The organism is Streptomyces sp. NPDC058274 (assembly GCF_042881375.1).
Classification (GTDB): Bacteria; Actinomycetota; Actinomycetes; order Streptomycetales; family Streptomycetaceae; genus Streptomyces.
This window is the reverse complement of sequence record NZ_JBHVXW010000006.1, coordinates 326,145-344,102: the sequence shown is the minus strand read 5'-3', so window position 1 is coordinate 344,102 and position 17,958 is coordinate 326,145. Positions and strand designations below refer to the sequence as shown.

The 17,958-nt window shown below is 70.8% G+C and carries 13 protein-coding genes; 2 read left to right on the top strand and 11 right to left on the bottom strand.

The genetic code is table 11. The annotated features are described in order from the left end of the window. Positions 1 to 6 precede the first annotated feature (6 nt). On the top strand, positions 7 to 1,143 hold the full coding sequence (locus ACFVYF_RS15670) for a M48 family metallopeptidase (RefSeq protein ID WP_389455744.1): 1,137 nt from the start codon (positions 7 to 9) through the stop codon (positions 1,141 to 1,143). A 304-nt stretch (positions 1,144 to 1,447) separates the two neighbouring features. On the opposite strand, the gene ACFVYF_RS15665 is transcribed toward ACFVYF_RS15670, so the two are convergent. The 5 genes from ACFVYF_RS15665 to proB all read right to left on the bottom strand — a co-directional run bounded on the left by ACFVYF_RS15665 (position 1,448) and on the right by proB (position 6,585). Then, on the bottom strand, positions 1,448 to 2,515 hold the full coding sequence (locus ACFVYF_RS15665; protein ID WP_389455743.1) for a hypothetical protein: 1,068 nt from the start codon (positions 2,513 to 2,515) through the stop codon (positions 1,448 to 1,450). Positions 2,516 to 2,593: 78 nt separating this feature from the next. Then, positions 2,594 to 3,220 (bottom strand): hypothetical protein, encoded by a 627-nt coding sequence (locus ACFVYF_RS15660; protein ID WP_389455742.1) that lies wholly within the window; start codon positions 3,218 to 3,220, stop codon positions 2,594 to 2,596. 218 nt (positions 3,221 to 3,438) lie between these two features. Then, on the bottom strand, positions 3,439 to 4,725 hold the full coding sequence (locus tag ACFVYF_RS15655) for a glutamate-5-semialdehyde dehydrogenase (protein WP_389455741.1): 1,287 nt from the start codon (positions 4,723 to 4,725) through the stop codon (positions 3,439 to 3,441). A gap of 73 nt (positions 4,726 to 4,798) precedes the next feature. After that, the gene (locus ACFVYF_RS15650; protein WP_389455817.1) at positions 4,799 to 5,257 is read right to left on the bottom strand and encodes a hypothetical protein; all 459 of its coding nucleotides are present in this window, start codon (positions 5,255 to 5,257) and stop codon (positions 4,799 to 4,801) included. 221 nt (positions 5,258 to 5,478) lie between these two features. After that, on the bottom strand, positions 5,479 to 6,585 hold the full coding sequence (gene proB, locus ACFVYF_RS15645; RefSeq protein ID WP_389455740.1) for a glutamate 5-kinase: 1,107 nt from the start codon (positions 6,583 to 6,585) through the stop codon (positions 5,479 to 5,481). Between the two features lie 416 nt (positions 6,586 to 7,001). Here proB and ACFVYF_RS15640 point away from each other — a divergent pair, with 416 nt between their 5' ends. After that, positions 7,002 to 9,113 carry a hypothetical protein gene (locus ACFVYF_RS15640; RefSeq protein WP_389455739.1) on the top strand — a complete coding sequence of 704 codons (2,112 nt, stop codon included), beginning with the start codon at positions 7,002 to 7,004 and terminating at the stop codon, positions 9,111 to 9,113. A gap of 90 nt (positions 9,114 to 9,203) precedes the next feature. Here the strand turns inward: ACFVYF_RS15640 and ACFVYF_RS15635 are convergent, their stop codons facing one another. The 6 genes from ACFVYF_RS15635 to ACFVYF_RS15610 all read right to left on the bottom strand — a co-directional run bounded on the left by ACFVYF_RS15635 (position 9,204) and on the right by ACFVYF_RS15610 (position 17,900). Further along, a complete protein-coding gene (locus tag ACFVYF_RS15635; RefSeq protein ID WP_389455738.1) occupies positions 9,204 to 13,349 on the bottom strand; it encodes an AAA family ATPase in 4,146 nt (1,381 codons plus the stop codon). A 252-nt stretch (positions 13,350 to 13,601) separates the two neighbouring features. Next, a complete protein-coding gene (locus ACFVYF_RS15630; protein ID WP_389455737.1) occupies positions 13,602 to 13,976 on the bottom strand; it encodes a CU044_2847 family protein in 375 nt (124 codons plus the stop codon). Positions 13,977 to 14,187: 211 nt separating this feature from the next. Next, a complete protein-coding gene (gene obgE / locus ACFVYF_RS15625) occupies positions 14,188 to 15,624 on the bottom strand; it encodes a GTPase ObgE (protein WP_389455736.1) in 1,437 nt (478 codons plus the stop codon). 142 nt (positions 15,625 to 15,766) lie between these two features. Beyond that, complete coding sequence (gene rpmA, locus ACFVYF_RS15620) at positions 15,767 to 16,021, bottom strand: 50S ribosomal protein L27 (RefSeq protein ID WP_383283694.1); 255 nt, start codon at positions 16,019 to 16,021, stop codon at positions 15,767 to 15,769. A 14-nt stretch (positions 16,022 to 16,035) separates the two neighbouring features. Further along, a complete protein-coding gene (rplU, locus tag ACFVYF_RS15615) occupies positions 16,036 to 16,356 on the bottom strand; it encodes a 50S ribosomal protein L21 (protein ID WP_006374708.1) in 321 nt (106 codons plus the stop codon). 191 nt (positions 16,357 to 16,547) lie between these two features. Continuing rightward, a complete protein-coding gene (locus tag ACFVYF_RS15610) occupies positions 16,548 to 17,900 on the bottom strand; it encodes a phospholipase D-like domain-containing protein (RefSeq protein ID WP_389455735.1) in 1,353 nt (450 codons plus the stop codon). Between the last annotated feature and the right edge of the window lie 58 nt (positions 17,901 to 17,958).

Below are 17,958 nucleotides of genomic sequence, written 5' to 3'. Positions count from 1 at the left end.
GAACACATGTCCGACGACAGCCATGAGCAGAACGGGCACGAGCACGTGCCGAGCAGGCAGCGCAGGCGCTTCCCGGGAATCTCCTCGCGGACGTACGAACATCCGGCGGACCGCTCGGCCCTGGTGGCCCTGCGCAAGCTCAGCGGTTTCGACACGGTCTTCAAGGCACTCAGCGGTCTGCTGCCGGAGCGCAGCCTGCGGCTGTTGTTCCTGTCCGACTCGGTGCGGGTCTCGGACGCGCAGTTCGCGCACCTCAACGACATGCTGCGGGACGCCTGTTACATCCTGGACCTGGAGAAGGTCCCGCCGATGTACGTGAGCCAGAACCCACAGCCGAACGCCATGTGCATCGGCATGGACGAGCCGATCATCGTCGTCACCACGGGACTCGTCGAGCTGCTGGACGAGGAGGAGATGCGGGCCGTCATCGGCCACGAGGCCGGCCACGCGCTGTCCGGTCACTCGGTGTACCGCACGATCCTGCTCTTCCTCACGAGCCTCGCGCTCAAGGTGGCCTGGATTCCGCTCGGCAACCTCGCGATCATGGCGATCGTGACCGCCCTGCGCGAGTGGTTCCGCAAGTCGGAGCTCTCGGCCGACCGCGCAGGTCTCCTGGTCGGCCAGGACCTGCAGGCCTCGATGCGCGGCCTGATGAAGATCGCGGGCGGCAATCACCTGCACGAGATGAACGTGGACGCGTTCCTCGCCCAGGCCGAGGAGTACGAGGCGGGGGGCGACCTGCGCGACTCCGTGCTCAAGATCCTGAACGTCCTACCCCGCTCGCACCCCTTCACCACGGTGCGCGCGGCCGAACTGAAGAAGTGGGCCGAGTCCCGCGACTACCAGCGGATCATGGACGGTCACTACCCGCGGCGCGACGAGGACAAGGACACCTCGGTCTCCGACTCCTTCCGGCAGTCGGCCGCCAGCTACGCCAGCGATGTGAAGAACTCCAAGGACCCGCTGATGAAGCTGGTCAGCGACATCGCGGGCGGTGCCGGTGACCTCGGCGGGCGGGTACGGCGCGGCTTCGGCGGCTTCGCCGCGGGCTCCCCCCGGGACGAGACCCCGCCGACTGACCCACCGAACGGCCGGCCTCCCCGGGACACGCCCCGGGACGCGGCTGCCGACGACGAGGACTGACCCGTACGGCGTCGGCCACCACGGGGGCGCGGGGCAGCGTGCCGGCCATGTCACGGCGCGCACCCCGGCAAAGGGTGGCCGCGTGCCCGGCCCGTACCCCGGCAAGGGTGGCCACGTGCCCGGCCCGTACCCCGGCAAGGGCCGGCCGCCACCGGCCCGCACGCCCACACGCCCACACGCACGCCCGCACGCCCGCACGCCCGCAGCCACCGGCCCACTCCACAGCACCCCCGCCCGTCACAAACTCGCCCGCCACAACCCGCCCGTCACCACCCGGCCGCCACCGCCGCCGGAACCCCGCAGGTCACACCCTCGGCTGCGCGCTGGTCGCCAGTGACCCGCACAGCGCCGTCGCGCTGCCGGTGGCGTACGGGTCCGTGCCGGCCGGGCCGCCCGCCTTCGCCGTCTGGCCGGCGAGCAGCGGGCGCAGGTGGTTGGCCGAGTCCTCGGCGCAGGCGAGCGGACCGGCCTGGACATACGAGACGACCAGCTCGGCCTGGTGCATGCGCAGGTCGTCGCGGTCGAAGCGGAAGTGCAGCTCGCGCCGGACGGTGAACAGGGACGCCTGCGCCTTGCCGTCCGCGCCCGTCGGCTTCAGCGCGTAGACGAGGGTGTGGTCGGCGATGATCTCCAGCGTGTTCGCGTCGAACTCGGCGGCCTGCAGAGTGCCCTGCACCCGGATGCGGCTGTCGGCGAGCTGGGCCCGGGACGGGTCGAAGCGGACCAGCCAGCCGGTCGGCGCGTGCCGCCCGTCCGCCGAGGGGTGTTCGAAGCTCTCGTCGAACTGGTCGAGCTGCCGTGGGTCGATCAGGATCCGCACGGGACGGGTGGCCCCGCCGGTGAGCACGTCCGGGTCGAGCGAGGACCTGACCAGGTAGTCCTTGGCGGTCGTCAGGGCGGCGACGACCTGGCTGTCCGAGAAGTGCGCGGTGCGCCGGGAGGCGGGCAGCGTGAAGCCGTCCGCGCCGATGCGGAACTGGGCGGCGGGGCTGTGCGCGTACAGCTCCTCGGCGTGCGCGGCGCCGGGCACGGCGGTCGCCGGCGCGAGCGGGATCACCGTCATCCGCAGCGGCTCGGGGGGCTGCGCGACCTGGGTCTGATACGGGTGGCGCACCCCCATGTAGATCGCGGTTCCGAAGGCGACCGCGATCAGCAGGACGAGGATCAGCGCCTGCCGGGACAGCCCACGTCTGAGGGGCGGGCGCCGGCGTACGGCGGGGGCGTGGTCGGCCATCCGCTCCTGGGCGGAGAATTCCTGGAGCCGGGCAGCACGGACGAACGACTCGTCGAAGACGACGGATCGGTACTCGTCCTCTCCACCGCCCGGGGCACCCTCGGGTGTCCCCTCAGGTGGCTCCACTGGCCCGCCCATACTTTCAGGGTAGGTCTCGCGGAGCCCCGGTAAACGCCGTGGTACACGACAAGTTCCGACAGCTTCTCAACGGGCGGGTCAGGGCGTTCGGGGGTCCGCCGAGACCGCTGGCTGGGAGTAGTCGGCGGAAGCCGAGGGGCTCACCCCGGTGGCCTTCTCCTGACCTTGTTCCAGACCCGTCGAGGCGGGCGGCGGGACCTGTTCCTGGCGGTCCGAGGAAGCGCCCCGGTAGACGGCCGTGAAAGCCAGCGCCACCATGCCGATCCCCATCAGCAGGGCCAGCATCCAGGCGACGGGACGGTGCCAGCGGCCCGCCTTCCCATACGTCCCGGAGACCCCGTAGCGGCCATCCAGAACTTCCGTGTCGTCCAGGTCGTCGAGATCCCGGTCATGGCCGAAATCATCACGGTCGTCGGGGCCGAACCCGTCCTCGTAGCGCTCGTCCTCGCCGCGCGCTCCCCTGGCGTGCGCCCGGCGCGCTTCCTCGGAGGCCTCCGCACGGGCCTGGGCGGCGGCGAGCAGGCGTTCCACCGCGGTCGGCTCGTGGATCACGGCGGCGCGGACGAAGTCCTCGTCGAAGACCACGGAGGCGAACTCTTCGTCCATACCCCCGCGGTCGCGGTCGTCGTCGGGCTCCCAGCCGTCCGGAAACGGCGTGCCCCCCACGTCCTCCGGCACGGATCCAGAGTAGACCTGGGGGGTCATTTTGGGCAGACGGTAAGGAAATTCATCCACCTGGCGAGACGGTTACCGCGGGAATTCCAGCGGGAGGGCCGCGGAACACCGGCGCGAGCCCCGGCGCACGCCGGGCGCACAAGGTCCGCGCCGGAGCGCAGCGGCGGATGTGCCGGGGCACAGTCGGCAGATGTGCCGGGGCACAGTCGGCAGATGTGCCGGGGCACAGTCGGCAGATGTGCCGGGGCTCAGCGGCGGATATGCCCGTCGCCGGTGACGATGTACTTCGTGCTCGTCAGCTCCGGCAGCCCCATCGGCCCCCGCGCGTGCAGCTTCTGCGTGGAGATGCCGATCTCGGCGCCGAAGCCGAACTGGCCGCCGTCGGTGAAGCGGGTCGAGGCGTTCACCGCGACCGTCGTGGAGTCGACCAGCTGGGTGAAGCGGCGCGCGGCCTGCTGCGAGGTGGTGACGATCGCCTCGGTGTGCCCGGAGCTCCACAGCCGGATGTGCGTCACGGCCCGGTCGAGCGAGTCCACGACGGCGGCGGCGATGTCGTAGGACAGATACTCCGTGTCCCAGTCCTCCGTCGTGGCCTCGACGGCGGTGACCCGGGAGTCCTTGGCGTAGGCGAGGACTCGCTCGTCGCCGTGCACGGTGACGCCGGCGTCCGCGAGGGCGTCCAGGGCACGCGGCAGGAACTCGTCGGCGATGTCCTGGTGGACGAGGAGGGTCTCGGCGGAGTTGCAGACGCTGGGCCGCTGCGCCTTGGAGTTGATCAGGATGTCGATCGCCATGTCGATGTCGGCGTTCGCGTCGACGTAGACGTGGCAGTTGCCGGTGCCGGTCTCGATGACCGGGACGGTGGACTCCTGGACGACGGTGCGGATCAGGGAGGCGCCGCCGCGCGGGATCAGCACGTCGACCAGACCCCGGGCACGCATCAGCTCACGGACGGACTCACGGCCCTCACCGGGCACGAGCTGCACGGCGTCGGCGGGCAGCCCGGCCCCGCCCACCGCGTCGCGCAGCACACGCACGAGGGCGGTGTTCGATTCGTACGCCGAGGACGAACCGCGCAGCAGCACGGCGTTGCCGGACTTCAGGCAGAGGGCCGCCGCGTCGACCGTGACGTTCGGGCGGGCCTCGTAGATGATCCCGACGACGCCGAGCGGGACGCGGACCTGGCGCAGGTCGATGCCGTTCGGCAGGGTGGAGCCGCGGACGACCTCGCCGACCGGGTCCGGCAGCGCCACGACGTCGCGCACGTCCGAGGCAATGGCGCGGACCCGCTCGGGCGTGAGGGTGAGCCGGTCGATGACGGTCTCGCTGGTGCCGGCCTCCCGGGCCCGGGCGATGTCCTTGGCGTTGGCCGCGACGATTTCGCTCGTACGGACTTCCAGCGCGTCCGCGATGGCGAGCAGCGCGTCGTCCTTCTCGGCCCGCGGCAGGGGAGCCAGGTCGGCGGCGGCGGACTTCGCGCGGTAGGCGGCCCGGGCGACCGGGGACATCGAGTCGTACGGCGAAAGCGTGGTCATGTCGGCAGCGTAGTGCTCCGAACGGGTCTGTTCAGCCCTTGTCCCAAACCCCGAGACACCCGGCGAAGACGACTCAAAAGGGATGTACGCCCACGGGTGTCGCGGGCAGCGGGCCGTATCCCTCGGCGATGCGCTGGTGGTAGGTCTCGCGGTCGATGACCTCCAGGCCGACGATCTCCCAGGGCGGAAGTTTGGCGGTCTGCCGGTGCTCGCCCCACAGCCGCAGGGCGACCGCGGCGGCGTCGTGCAGATCGCGGGCCTCTTCCCAGTAGCGGATCTCCGCGTGGTCGTTGGCGTACCGGCTGGTCAGCAGAAAGGGGTGGTCGTGGGCGAGCTGTTCGAGCCCGCGCCTGACCTCTTTCAGCGGCGCCTCGCCACCCGAGACGCTCAGCGTGACGTGCCACAGCCGGGGCGCGTCCTTGGGCTCCTCGCCCTCGTACGTGTCTCCCGCGGCGACGCTCGTCAGGGCCCGTTCCTCGCCCCGCGCGCGGGAGGTGCCACCACCGCGGGACGCCGCCGCCCCAGGGCGCACTCGTCTCACGACGGCCTCCTTTACGCAATGGTCGTGCGGAATCTCCCTGAAACAAATTTGAGCAGGTGAGGCGTCCTCGCGTGGCGGTTTTACGGAACGTCCCCCGCCGGAGGGCGGGGGAATCGGCCGTTCAGGGCCGCTGTGGCCGGTTGTTCCACGCGGGTTCCACGCGGTGTTCCACGCCGTGCCCCCTGGGTGAAGCACGACGTGTTCCACGTGGTCTACGGGTGCAGGAGGACCAGATCGTCCCGGTGTACGACCTCGCGCTCGTAGCCGGGGCCCAGCTCGCGGGCCAGCTCCCTGGTCGAGCGGCCCAGCAGCTGGGGGATCTCCTTGGCGTCGAAGTTCACGAGCCCGCGCGCGACGGCGCGCCCCGTGCTGTCGCGCAGCTCGACGGGATCGCCGGCGATGAACTCGCCCTCGACCGCAGCGATGCCCGCGGGCAGCAGCGACGTGCGCCGCTCGACGACTGCGCGGACCGCGCCGTCATCGAGGGTGAGCGCGCCCTGCGGGGTCGAGGCGTGCTGCAGCCACAGCAGCCGGTCGGCGGAGCGGCGGCCGGTGGCGTGGAAGTAGGTACCCGTGTCGCGGCCCGCGAGGGCGTCGGCGGCGTGCACGGCGGAGGTGAGGACGACCGGGATGCCCGCGGCCGCCGCGATGCGGGCCGCCTCGACCTTGGTGACCATGCCGCCGGTGCCGACGCCGGCCTTGCCCGCGCTGCCGATGTCGACGTGCGCGAGGTCCTGCGGACCGTGCACCTCCGCTATCCGCGACGTACCGGGCCTGCTGGGGTCGCCGTCGTACACGCCGTCCACGTCCGAGAGCAGGACCAGCAGGTCGGCCCGTACGAGATGGGCGACGAGCGCGGCCAGCCGGTCGTTGTCGCCGAAGCGGATCTCGTCCGTGGCCACGGTGTCGTTCTCGTTGACGACCGGCAGGGCGCCCATCGCGAGGAGCTTGTCGAGGGTGCGGGAGGCGTTGCGGTGGTGGGCGCGGCGGCTGGTGTCGTCGGAGGTGAGGAGCACCTGGCCGACGCGGATGCCGTGGCGGGCGCAGGACGCGGTGTAGCGGGCCACCAGGAGGCCCTGGCCGACGCTGGCGGCGGCCTGCTGCCGGGCGAGGTCCTTGGGGCGGCGCCGCAGCCCCAGCGGGGCGAGCCCGGCGGCGATGGCGCCGGACGAGACGAGGACGATCTCCCGCTCCCCGCCGCTGCGGCTCTTGGCGAGGGCGTCGACGAGGGCGTCGACCCGGTCCGCGTCGAGACCGCCGGCCGCGGTGGTCAGCGACGAGGAGCCCACTTTGACGACGATCCTGTGGGCGTCCGCCACACCTTGCCTTGCCGCTGACACGTACGTCCCCAATGTCTCCGCATTCCGACCAGCCCGGTGTGTGCAATCTACGTGAGGGCGGGGGCCGGACGCCGCCGCGTTTCGAGGGGCGGACGGCGTTTGGGGCCCGGACGGCGGGCCCCGGCGGCGGGCGGCCGACCGGCGGCGAGCACCGGCGTGTACGGCGTCGCCGGGCCGGCGGCGAAAGCGGTGGACGGCAGGGGATCCGGACGCGGACGGTCCCCGCGGTCCCGGGGTTCCAGGCAGGATGTCCGTTTTCCGGTGATAGTTCTCACCCAAGATTGCTAGCCGGGCGCCAGAGGTCATACGGTCAGTGGCCGGCCTTGGTTATCCTCGCCGGCCGACCCCACGCTTGCACCCCCCATCCGCCGTATCCCTTCGCAGGAGCCCAGCCCGTGCCTTCCGCAGGCCTCGCCACCCGCCGCATCGTGCAGTTCTCCGCACTGCTCGCGATGTTCGCGCTCTTCACGGCCCAGATCGTCGCCGCTCTGGTGCCGTACGTCCCGGTGTTCATCGCCGCGAGCGCGGCGGGACTCGCTCTGGACGTCTATCTGCAGTACCGCGACCCCGGTCTGCTCGCGCTGCTCGGCAAGGTCCGCTTCGACGTCACGGTCCGCCAGCTGCTGCGCGACATGCTGGTCCTGGTGGGGCTGCTGCGGATCGACGGCATCGACCCGGACCGCGAGCAGGCACCGCTGCTGGTCGCGCTGTGCCTCTTCTACGCGCTGCACTTCGCGTGCCAGGCCGTCGCCGTCCTCGTCCGCCGCACCCGGACGCTGCCGATCGTCACCCGCAACATCGACGCGTCCGCGCTGCGCCTCACTGCCGCGCCGCCGCGCGTCCTGGCCCGCCGCCAGGGCCACCGGCTGCTGACCTTCTCCATCCCGACGACGATCGGTCTGACGGTCACGGCGGCCACCCGGCACGCCGTGTGGGGCGAGATCGGTGTCGGCGTCGCCCTCCTGCTGGTCATCGGCGGCACCGCGTACCTGGGTACCTGGCTGCTCCCGAAGAAGCGCGCCAAGAGCGAGCAGAAGGTCATGGAGTGGCTGGACAAGTGGCTGGCGGACTACCGGCCGACGGTCGCGATGTACTTCTCCGGCGGTACGACGTCCGCCTACCAGGCGAACATGTGGCTGTCGACGCTCTCCCAGATCGACGCCAGGCCGCTGATCGTGCTGCGTGAGCGCTTCATGGTGCAGAAGATCGAGGCGACCGACGTCCCGGTCATCTGCTTCCCGAAGGTCTCCACGATGTTCTCGCTGGAGAACTCGACGCTGAAGATGATGCTGCACCCGGCCAACGCGGCGAAGACCTCGCAGGTGCTGCGCATCCCCACGATCAAGCACGCCTTCATCAACCACGGCGAGAGCGACAAGCTGTCCTCCTGCAACCCGTACGCGAAGGCGTACGACGAGGTGTGGGTGGCCGGCCCCGCGGCCCGCGACCGGTACGCCCTCGCCGAGGTCGGCGTGGAGGACAAGGACATCGTCGAGGTCGGCCGCCCGCAGCTGGCGCCGATCCGCCCCTACTCGGGCGCGCCCACCGGCACGTACACGACCGTCCTGTACGCCCCCACCTGGGAGGGCTGGGACGGCAACCCGGGCAACACCTCGGTGGTGCTGGCCGGCGAGAACATCGTCAAGCGGCTGCTGGCCGACGACGGCGTACGTCTCCTCTACAAGCCGCACCCGATGACCGGCTCCGTCGACGCGCGCGCAGGTGCGGCCAATGAGCGCATCAAGGCGATGATCCGCGAGGCCAACACCAAGCGGTCGGGCGCCCGTCCCGGCCCGGAGGCCGCGGCCGAACTGACCCGTCGTACGGCCGAGTTGGACAAGCTCACCTCGACCGCATTCCGCGAGAGCGCGGACGAAATGGAGCGGATGCTGCTCCAGGGCGCACCCCAGGGTGACCGCGAGGCCGCCATCGCCGAGGCCACCACGGCCTGGGAGAAGGCCTACTGGGCGTCCTTCCCGGAGTGGGAGCACCAGATCGTCACGGACGCGCGTCCGGCGATCTTCGCCTGTTTCAACCAGGCGGACCTGCTGATCAGCGATGTCTCGTCGGTGGTCTCCGACTGGCTGTCCAGCGAGAAGCCGTACGCGGTCGCCAACACCTCGGGCCTGTCCGAGTCGGCGTTCCGCACGGGCTTCCCCACGGTGTCCGCGGGTGCCATCCTCAGCCCGGCCGCGGACGGCGTCCCGGCGCTCCTGGAGTCGGTCCGCCGGCCGGAGAAGGACGAGTTCACCGCGGCTCGCGCGGACCTCAAGGAACACCTGCTGGGCCCCTCGGACCCGCCGTCCCTGGCCCGTTTCAACGGCGCGATCGACGACCTGTGCACCAAGGCGGACGAGCGCCGGGTCCGCATGGAGGGCCGCCTCGCCGCGGAGATCCCCTCGCCGCGGGCCGCCGCCGAGGAGACGGCACAGGAGTCCGCCCAGGGTCTGGACCCCGAGGACAACGGCGCCGAGGACAACGGCGCGGAGGACTCGGTCACCGCGTAGGTCCCTGCCCCTGTCGTACGTCCGAAGGGCCTCCGGAAGCCGCTGCTTCCGGAGGCCCTTCGGCGTTCGCGGACGGTCACGCCCGGCGGATCACTCCGGGCAGACGGCGCCCGGCAGCTCCGGCAGCCCGCGCCGCTCGTCGTCGGTGAGATCGCGGCCGAGGACCCCGCACAGATGGCGCTTCCACCGTCCGGGGTCGAGTGAGAACAGCTCCGCGGTGTTGTCCGGGACCACCAGCAGGGTCTTCCCGTCCCTGGTGGCGGCGAGGAAGTACTGGTCCTTCTCGAAGTCGTACGTCTCGAAGCGGCTCGGGTCGGAGGCCTGCTGGAAGCGGACGGAGCTACCGGTGGCCACGAAGAACTCCGAGCCCTTTCCGGTGAATCCGAAGGAGAATCCGTCGCCCCAGGACTCGTCGTTCGACCCGAGCGGCCCGAGCGGACCCAGTACCCGTTCCGGCTTGTGCCCGCGCCGCACCGACCACACCTCGACCATGCCGCCCTTGGTCTTCGCGGCCACGTACCGCCCGGTCGTGTCGGGGCGGGCGCGGTCGATGTCCTCGGCGAGCGTGACGCGCAGGGCCTTGTTCTCCTTGCCGGTCCGCAGGTCGACGGCGAACAGGGTGGACTTGCCGCGGACCATGACCTGCACGTACCCGGGATCGGGACGGCCATTGACCGCGAACCCGGAATCGGAGGGCGCGGACGCGAAGCTGAGCAGGGGCGGGTTCTTCTTGGTGAGCTTCAGGTCCCGCGCGTCGATGGTCCTGGTGAGGCGGCGGCCGTCACGGGCGTTCCAGTGCTCGATCACCGTGCCGGAGACGGTGACCAGTTCGTCGGTGTCCCGCAGGAACAGGAGCGACAGCAGGCCGGGCTTCCCGTACTTGTCGACGGGCGGCTTGCGGGTGCTGATCTCGGCGACCTTGCGCAGCGACGGAACCTGCCGGATCACGATTCTGTTCCGGCCGACCACGTCGGCCACCAGGGTCTGTGCCCGGTTGACGGTCAGTGCGTGCGGGGGCCTCGGGCCCATCGCCTCGTCCATCGGCGGCCGCTTGACCTGGGCCTTCACCCGCCCGGTCGACGCGTCGACGAGGGCCAGGCGGTTGCCGACGAGGCCGCTCGGTTCCTTCCGCGTCTCCAGATGGCCGACGATCGTCCTGTCGTCGTCGAACACCAGGGGATGGACGAGGACGAGATTCACCGGATGGTCGCTCGGCTTCAGCGACAGCCCGGTCACCGTTGTCTCGTCCCAGGTGGACACCACGGGATCACGCGCATCCCCCATGAGACGGCCCGTGGGGTTGGCGGGCTCGGGCGCCTCGGCCTGCTGCGGTGTGCTGCCTCGCCGTGCGTCGCCGATCAGCCACCGCGAGCCGCCGTCGTACATGGCCAGGCGCCCACCCGACTCGTCCACGGCCATCCCTTTGCAGCGGTAGGACTCGGTCTCGTACCGGTTCAGCACCCGTCCCCGGGCCACGTCGACGGTCCGGTAGACGGCCTGGTCCGTATCGCCGTGCTTCTCCATCCTGCAGTAGGCCAGCACACTGCCGTCTCCCGACAGGGCGAAGGCCGACGCCTCCTTGATGAGGGTCGACATGGAGAACGACCCGACGTCGTCCGCCAGTTCACGCGTCTTCCCGGTGCGGATGTCGACGGTCAGGACCGTGTGCTCCGTGCTGTACGTGCCACGGTCGGGCGGCTGGACCACCAGGGTCCGCTCGTCCGGGCCGAACCACACCGCCTCGACCGCGGGCACGCGGGCGGGCAGCTGCCGGCCGGTCCTCGTCTTCAGGTCCCACAGCCGCATCCGCCCGTCCGCGACCGTGACCACCTGCCGGGCGTCCGGGGAGAAGTCCATGAAGTGGACCTGTTCGCTGTCATAGTGCTTGTTCTCGCCCTTGTCCCAGAATTCCGCATCGGGGATCGAGCCGCCCCGGCCGAGCAGGCCCTCCGCGCCGGCCGCCCCGGGATCGACGTCCCACCAGGCCAGCGCGCCCGCCGTCGAGACATAGGCGATGCGCCGGCCGTCCCTGCTGACCAGCGGATAGAACGCCTGGTCCGGGATCTGCAACTGCTTGCGCAGCGTGTGTCCCGCGGCGCTGCGGACGAACAGCGAGGCACGCCCCAGCCGGGTCGTCGCCAGCGTCACCCGGCCGTCGGCGCTCGTCGCCACGGCGTCGACCTGTCCTTCGGCTCCGCTCAGCACCCACGCGGCGTTCTTGAAGCGGACGTATCCGCGCAGCATGGCGCTGCGGGCCTCCTGTGTCGGCGCGACGTCGTACGCCCCCATGGCCACCAGGGCGGCCTGCCCCGGATCCCGCTTGCCCAGTTCCCCGGAGAGGCTGGCCAGCGCACGGGACCGTGCGTCCGCGCCGCGCTGCTCGCTCACCCGTGACTGGTAGACAAGAAAGGTGCCGAGGCCGGCGATCAGTGCGAGCACCAGCGCCACGGCGGTCCACGCGGCACGCAGCCGCGTACGGCGGGCGCGCTGCCGCTGCCGGGCACGGGCGAGGAAGTCCCGTTCCTCCTCGGTCAGTTCCCCCTCGCGGTCACCCAGCCAGCCGTGTGCGCCGCCCGGTTGCGGGAGCAGCTCCGGTGACCTGCCGCCCCGCTCCCAGCGCTCCCGGTCGTGGGCGAGCTCCGCCCGTCCCGCCAGGAACTCGCTGTCGGCCTTCACCTGCTGCCGGAGGGCGGGCCAGGCGGTGATCAGTGCCTCATGGGCCAGTTCGGCGGTCTCCGGTTCCTGCTCGCCGCCGTGCAGCACGAGCAGCCGCCGCTCGGCGAAGGACCGCGCGAGCCGCCATCGCGCCTCGCCCGCCTCCTGCCGGGTGAGTCTGCGGCGCAGCGGGGTCTCGCTGCCGGGAAGCACCCGCACCAGCCCGGTGAGCAGCCGCAGCGCGTCCGCCTCCGCCCGCTCCCCGACGCACTCCCGCCAGGCGTTCTCGGAATGCAGCGCGAGCGCTCCGGACACACCGTTCATCTCGTCGTACGTCGTGGCGCGCAGCCGTCCGACGCTGCGCCGGCGCCAGAGCTGTTCGAGGACGAAGCCGAGGAGCGGGAGGATGCCCGGCTCGCCGCCCGCGTCGTCGAGGATGCGCCGGTCGAGGCCGGGGTCGTACGCCACGCCCGGCACCTGCTCGACCGGCCTGGTGATCACCTCGCGGAGCTGGTCCCGGGACATCGGCGTCAGCGGGAGCGTGCGGCCCGTGCGCAGGGCGGGGCCGAGGCGCGGGTGCTTGAGTACGGCGTCCATGAAGTCGGCCCGGAGCGTGACCAGCACGCGCGGGCCGCCTGCCCCGCGGCGGTCCGGGAAGAGCAGCTCCACGGCCTGCGCGACCTCGGCCTCCGTACGGTCCAGGAGTGCTTCGGCCTGGTCGAGTACGACGAGCAGCCTGCCGCCTGTCCGGCCCCGCGCCCGGTGCAGGGCGTCCGCGAGGCCCTTGTCCGCGAGCCAGGACTCGACCTGGTCGGCGCTCTCGGCCCGGGCGGGGCCGTACCGTCCCGAGCGGATGTCCTCGTACAGCTCGGTGGCGAGTGCGGAGAGCGGGGACGAGACCTGGCCGGCGTTCATCACCAGTACGTCGTGGCCGGTCTCCCGCATCCGGGGGACGACGCCGGCCAGGGCCAACGACGACTTACCGGAGCCGGAGGGGCCGTACAGGGTGACCGTCGGCTGGTCGCCGCGGAGGGCCGCGAGCACCTCCTCGATGTCGTCGTCCCGCCCGAAGAAGACGTCCGCGTCGCTCTCCTGGAAGGTGGCGAGACCGCGGAAGGGCACGGCCGGCAGCAGGACCGGGGCGAGCGCGGGGACCTCGCGGAGCAGGGTTCTGGTCCTCAGTACGAAGGCCTGCTGGGCCTCCTGCGCGGGCTGGGCGGCGACCATGAGGCCGACCGCCGCGCCGAGTTCGTTGTCCCAGACGGGAGTGCCACTGAAGCCCTTGCGGACGTGCGCGGCCTGTCCGTCGGCCCGGGAGAGCTGGATCCAGCCCTCGCTGGTGGCTCCGCCGAGCTTCCCGCGGAACCAGGTCTCGCCCGGCTCCCCGTCCGTGAAGCCCACCGCGCGCGCTCCGTGCTCCCAGACGCTCTCGGGGTCGGCCATGGGCAGCGGGCGGGCCCCCGGAAGCGGCTCCGGCAGCCGCAGTACGGCCACGTCGCCGGTCCGGTCGGCCCTGATCGGTATCCAGAACTCGACGACGGCCTTGTGATCCCGCCGCCTGCCGCTCTCACCCCTCCCCACGCCCTCTGCCGGCCCGGCGCCCTCGGCAGCGGCAGGTCGACCGTGACCGCGGTCCCGGCGCTCACCGCCGTCTCCCGTGGCCGGTCCAGGACGTCCGACACCACATGGGCGCAGGTGACCACCAGATCCGGGGCGACGAGGAAGCCCGCGCCCCCGATCACACCGTCCTGTCCCTTGATCCGGACGACCGCTGCGGCCAGCACCTCGTCCGGGCTCTGCGACTCTTCCCCCGCCACCGCTCCCCCGTTCGGCTCAACTCACCTGCGGATTATCCTCAGTCGAGCCTCTCGGGTCACTCCTGTTCCAGGTCAGACTCACGGAGAAGTTGGCCTGGGTCGCGGTGCTGGCGATGACCACGTCGGCCTCCGCCGACAGTGACACCCCGAACTCCAGCGTCATCTCGTCGGGCGCGTGGGCGAGTCCCCTGAACCGCCCGACGAAGGCGTCCGCCACGGGCCGTACGGTGTCCAGCATCTCGCCGAGCGACCGCTCGGCCCGGGCCACGGCGCGTCCCCCGCGGCCGACCCTGACCAGCGACTCGTCCACCTCACGGATCTGCACCCGCACGACCTCGCCGCTGCCGTCCCCCACCGGCACCTCGACAGTCCGCACGCTCCGGTCGCTCATGGCACTCCCTCGTCCCTCGTCCCTCGGGTGATGAGCTCCGCGGAGTCCGCTGCGACAGGGGCGAAGGCTCGCAGGAATCGTAGATCGCCACGACACGAACGCGCCCTGGTCTCCGGTGAGTTGCCGCCCCCTGCCGACTGCCGGCCCCACGCGAGAACGCCCCGGCCCCCACAAACGGGGCCGGGGCGTTCTCGACGCGGACGAGCACTGCCTAGAACGGCTCGAAGTCGTCGTACTCCTTCTGCGCCTCGTCCCGCTCCGCCTGCTTGTCGCGACGGCGCTGGGTGGCGGGACGCGGCGCGTCGAGGCGGTGGTCCTCGCCGCGGCGGCCGAGCATCTCCGCGCCGGCCATGACCGTGGGCTCCCAGTCGAAGACGACCGCGTTCTCCTCGGGGCCGATGGCGACGCCGTCGCCCGAGCGGGCGCCCGCCTTCATCAGCTCCGTCTCGACGCCGAGCCGGCTGAGGCGGTCGGCGAGGTAGCCGACGGCCTCGTCGTTGCTGAAGTCGGTCTGGCGGACCCAGCGTTCGGGCTTCTCGCCACGGACACGGAAGAGTCCGTCCGCCTCCTGGGCCACGGTGAAACCGGTGTCGTCGACCGCCTTCGGGCGGATGACGATACGGGTCGCCTCCTCCGTGGGCTTGGCCGCACGGAACTGGCCGACCAGATCGGCGAGGGCGAAGGAAAGCTCCTTGAGGCCGGTGTGGGCCACCGCCGAGACCTCGAAGACGCGATAGCCGCGGGCCTCCAGGTCGGGGCGGACCATCTCGGCCAGGTCCTTGCCGTCGGGTACGTCGATCTTGTTGAGGACGACGAGACGCGGACGGTTGTCGAGACCGCCGTACTGGGCCAGCTCCTCCTCGATCATGTCGAGGTCGGAGACCGGGTCACGCTCGGACTCCAGCGTCGCCGTGTCCAGCACGTGGACGAGCACGGAGCAGCGCTCCACGTGACGGAGGAATTCCAGGCCGAGACCCTTGCCCTGGCTCGCGCCGGGGATGAGTCCGGGGACGTCCGCGATGGTGTAGACGGTCTCGCCCGCGGTCACCACGCCCAGGTTCGGGACGAGGGTCGTGAAGGGGTAGTCCGCGATCTTGGGCTTGGCGGCGCTCAGCACCGAGATCAGCGAGGACTTGCCCGCGCTCGGGTAGCCCACCAGGGCCACGTCGGCGACCGTCTTCAGCTCCAGGACGATGTCCTGGAGGTCACCGGGGACACCGAGGAGCGCGAAACCGGGGGCCTTGCGGCGGGCCGAGGACAGCGCCGCGTTGCCGAGGCCGCCGCGGCCGCCCTGTGCGGCGACGTACGACGTGCCCTGGCCGACGAGGTCCGCGAGGACGTTGCCGGCCTTGTCCTGGATCACCGTGCCGTCCGGCACCGGCAGGATCAGGTCCTGCCCGTCCTTGCCGGACCGGTTGCCGCCCTCGCCGGGCTTGCCGCTGGTCGCCTTGCGGTGCGGGGAGTGGTGGTAGTCGAGCAGCGTGGTGACGGACTGGTCGACGACCAGGATCACGTCACCGCCACGGCCGCCGTTGCCGCCGTCCGGGCCGCCGAGCGGCTTGAACTTCTCCCGGTGTACGGAGGCACAGCCGTGGCCTCCGCTACCCGCGGCGACATGCAGCTCGACGCGGTCCACGAAGGTGGTCATGGTGGGGTGCCTCCAGCACTTCGATTACTTCGATCAGTTCGGTTGCGTACGGAATGCCTTCCGCACCACATCCAAGAACAACACGCGAAAGGCGGACCCACTTCCCGTGAGGGAAGTGAGGTCCGCCTCGCGAAAGAACCGGTCAGGCGACCGGGACGATCTTCACGACCTTGCGGCCACGGTGGGTACCGAACTCCACCGCACCGGCGTCGAGCGCGAACAGCGTGTCGTCCTTGCCACGGCCGACGCCCGTACCGGGGTGGAAGTGGGTGCCGCGCTGGCGGACCAGGATCTCACCGGCGTTGACGACCTGACCGCCGAAGCGCTTCACGCCGAGCCGCTGAGCATTGGAGTCGCGACCGTTCCGAGTGGACGATGCGCCCTTCTTGTGTGCCATCTCTCCTCAGTCCCTTACTTCGCAGCCGCGGGGATCTCAGTGACCTTGATCGCCGTGTACTGCTGGCGGTGGCCCTGACGACGGCGGTAACCGGTCTTGTTCTTGTAGCGAAGGATGTCGATCTTGACGCCCTTGTGGTGATCCACGATCTCGGCCTGGACCTTGATACCGGCGAGGACCCAGGGGTCGCTCGTCACGGCGTCACCGTCGACAACGAGCAGCGTAGAGAGCTCTACGGTGTCGCCAACCTTGGCAGTGGAAATCTTGTCAACCTCAACGATGTCGCCGACAGCAACCTTGTGCTGGCGACCACCGCTGCGCACGATGGCGTACACGCGGATCTCTCTCTCGCTCGGAACGGAACCCCCGCAGTCCAGCCGCGTGAGCGGCCTCTCCCTGACGCGGAACGCCGGGAGGAAAAGGGTTTACGGGGATGCGGCGTTTCATAGGACACGCCGACGGTCAAGGTTACGGGGCCGCGGCCGAAGGGGTCAAACCGGGCCGGGCTCCGCGACTGTGCCGCCCGTCACGTCGTCTGCTTCTCACCGTCGTCCGGGAGCGGCTTCACGCCCTTGCACAGGTCGGTGGTGTCCTTGGTGCCGGGGTAGGCCACCTTGGTCACGCGGTCGAAGCTGACCTTGTACATGTCGTGCACGGCGTCGTCGTCGACCTTCACGATCGACTCGTCGTTCTCACGCAGCGCGGGCCCGGTGTAGTTGCCGGAGCCGGTGAAGCTGACCTTGTTCCGTACCCCGTCGTACATGCCGTCGACCAGGATGTACTTGGAGTGGATGATGAACGGCGTCGCCAGCTTCTGGCCGGGGTTCAGCGGGTCCCGGTCGTCGTTGTAGCAGCGCACCGTGGGGCCGCCGGTGGTGTGCAGCTTCTCCCAGGTGCCCTTGGTGCCGCCGGAGCTCTTGGCGCTGTCCGTCTCGGCGTACACGATGCTCACCGAACAGCCGGCCTTCTGCAGCGAGACCAGCTTCTCGGCGATCGCCATCCGGGTCAGCTTGAAGATCGCGACACGGACCTTGGTCTTCTGCGTGACGCCCGCGGTGTCCTTGTACGTGCACTGGACGTTGTTGAGCACCGAGTAGACGGTGTCGGTGTCCCGGGTGTTGCCGTCCCGCGGGAAGAAGTACGCCTTGTACAGGCCGTTGCTGACCGTCCGGTAGTTCCAGGACGCCCAGTCCTTGGTCACCATCGTGTCGAAGTAGTCCGAGTACGCGTCGTACATCGTCGGGTTGTTCGGCAGCAGCAGCGCGTCGTTGAAGAAGCGGGTGTGCGCGGACGGCGTGGAGTTCGACGTCGTCTCGACGACCACGTTCGTGGCGCCCTGCACCGCGGAGAACAGCCAGAACTTGTTGTGCATGATCGACTGCCCGAACTTCGGGTCGCCGAGGCACGACTTGTTCGCCGGGCAGGTGCTGACGTACGAGCCCTTCGTACGGTCCGTGCCCAGCGCGGTGGCCAGCGTGCTGTACGACGTGTTGGTCGGGCGGTCGCTGACGCTCGACTCGTCGAGCAGGATCTGGACGTTGACCCCACGGTTCTTGGCGTCGACGAGCGCGTTGACGACCGTCGCCTCCCAGACGTGGTAGACCGCGACCTTGATGGTCGAGCCCGGCAGTGCGGCGTTGGTCAGTTCGACCAGCCGGGTGCGGATCGCGTACTGCTGATCCGTGGTCCCCAGCGGGTCGTTGAAGATCGGCCCCTCGGTCCAGGTCGGGTTGCCCACGGCATCCGCGGTGCCCGCGGCCGTCACCGCCTGCACTCCCGCCGCGGACAGCACCGTCGCCAGCGCGACAGCCTGGCGTCCTCCCTTGACCGGCTTCACAGCGCGATGCCGCCCCGTGCCCGTCAGGCGCACGCGCGCCATGAAAATCCCCTCCCCGTGACACGAGCCGGCGTTCTCCCCAACGCGGACCCGCGTGTTC